A 1,417-nucleotide genomic window follows, 5' to 3' on the forward strand; every position below is an offset into this window, starting at 1 on the left:
CGGGACATCGAGTGAACGATGTCCCGAGACTTCACAAATGTCGGGCTAGCGGGATTTGAACCCACGACCTCTTGACCCCCAGTCAAGCGCGCTACCAAGCTGCGCCATAGCCCGTACATGCATTGCGCACGAACTCGGCTAGTGTACACATGGGCTATGAGTAAAAGCAATTTGCTTCGCAAGGAGTCAGTTAGCCGATCGCAACAGGGCAGATAGCCGGTCACAGCAGGGCGTTCAACTGATAGAAGTAGTACAGCAGGCGATGAATCAGCGCAACAAATGGTCATTCGGTGACGCAAATTACACGGACGTGTGCAAAAGTGCTAGCCTGCATGTGTTCAGCTGTTAGTACTATCGGCCACGATATGATGAGAACGGCTATGCTTGAGCAGATAACTCAAGTGAACAATAAGTGGTTTTTGTAACACGTGATCGAGGGGGTCTGATGTCTCAACCCAACCAGCCTACTGGTCAGGGCGACTCGTGGTATCAGGAGGACTCGGGTCAAAAAGCTAAGAAATTCCCGCTAGGTGGCTCCACCCACGAAGACTCACCACATGGCGCTGCACAGAACCACGACGCGCCTTCACAGCAGCAGAACGCGTCACCGCAGGCGCAATCCCAGCCCAATCCCAACCCATTCAACCCCTTCGGTGGGCCCAACCAGGAAGCGCCCGCTCCGCAGCAGCCCTCCGCTCCGCAGCAGGGCTCTGCTCCTCAACAGGCTTCCGCACCACAACACGGAACCACGCCAGGGCCGTACGGTGGTGGCATCGACCCGCAAGTAGGATCCTCAGAACAAGCACCACATCAGTCGTTCGCACCCGCACCCAGCGGCACCAACGAACAGACAGATCAACACCAGCCTGCACAACAGGCTCCCGCTCAACAGCACGACAACGTGCCAGGCATCTATGACCCGCGCACCGGCGAAGTCATGCCCGTAGCAGACCTGAACCGCCTCCAAGACACAGACGCGCTTCTTGTTGTCGTCTCCGGCCCCGACGCCGGCGCACAAATCCTGCTCGACACCGATGTCGTCACGGTTGGACGCAGCCCCAATGCCGACATCTTCCTCGATGACGTCACCGTTTCTCGCAAACACGCAGAGTTCGTGCGCACCCCGTCCGGGTTTACACTGCGCGACACCGGATCACTCAACGGAACCTACGTGGGCCGTCAACTGATCGACTCAGTTGAACTTCGCAACGGGGCTGACGTACAAATCGGAAAATTCCGCATGATTTTCCAACAACGCCCCCGCCAGTAACAGTGGCTAACGTCGAAGTTGAAGTCGTGGGCATTCGTGTCGAAATGCCCGCCAACCAGCGCGTCCTTCTCCTCAAAGGAGTAGACGTTCCCAAATTTCTGCCCATCTGGATCGGCGCCCAAGAAGCAAACGCAATCGGAATCGCCG

Annotated in this window: 1 protein-coding gene and 1 tRNA gene; one reads left to right on the forward strand and one right to left on the reverse strand. The window is 57.2% G+C overall.

Going from position 1 to position 1,417, the window contains the following annotated elements:
* Positions 1 to 40: 40 nt before the first annotated feature.
* Positions 41 to 114: transfer RNA gene (locus QP868_RS12015), tRNA-Pro, on the reverse strand.
* A gap of 331 nt (positions 115 to 445) precedes the next feature.
* Here QP868_RS12015 and QP868_RS12160 point away from each other — a divergent pair.
* Positions 446 to 1,270 carry an FHA domain-containing protein gene (locus tag QP868_RS12160; RefSeq protein WP_473964652.1) on the forward strand — a complete coding sequence of 275 codons (825 nt, stop codon included), beginning with the start codon at positions 446 to 448 and terminating at the stop codon, positions 1,268 to 1,270.
* Positions 1,271 to 1,417: the final 147 nt, after the last annotated feature.

This window comes from Brevibacterium sp. UMB1308A, from assembly GCF_030230605.1.
Classification (GTDB): Bacteria; Actinomycetota; Actinomycetes; order Actinomycetales; family Brevibacteriaceae; genus Brevibacterium.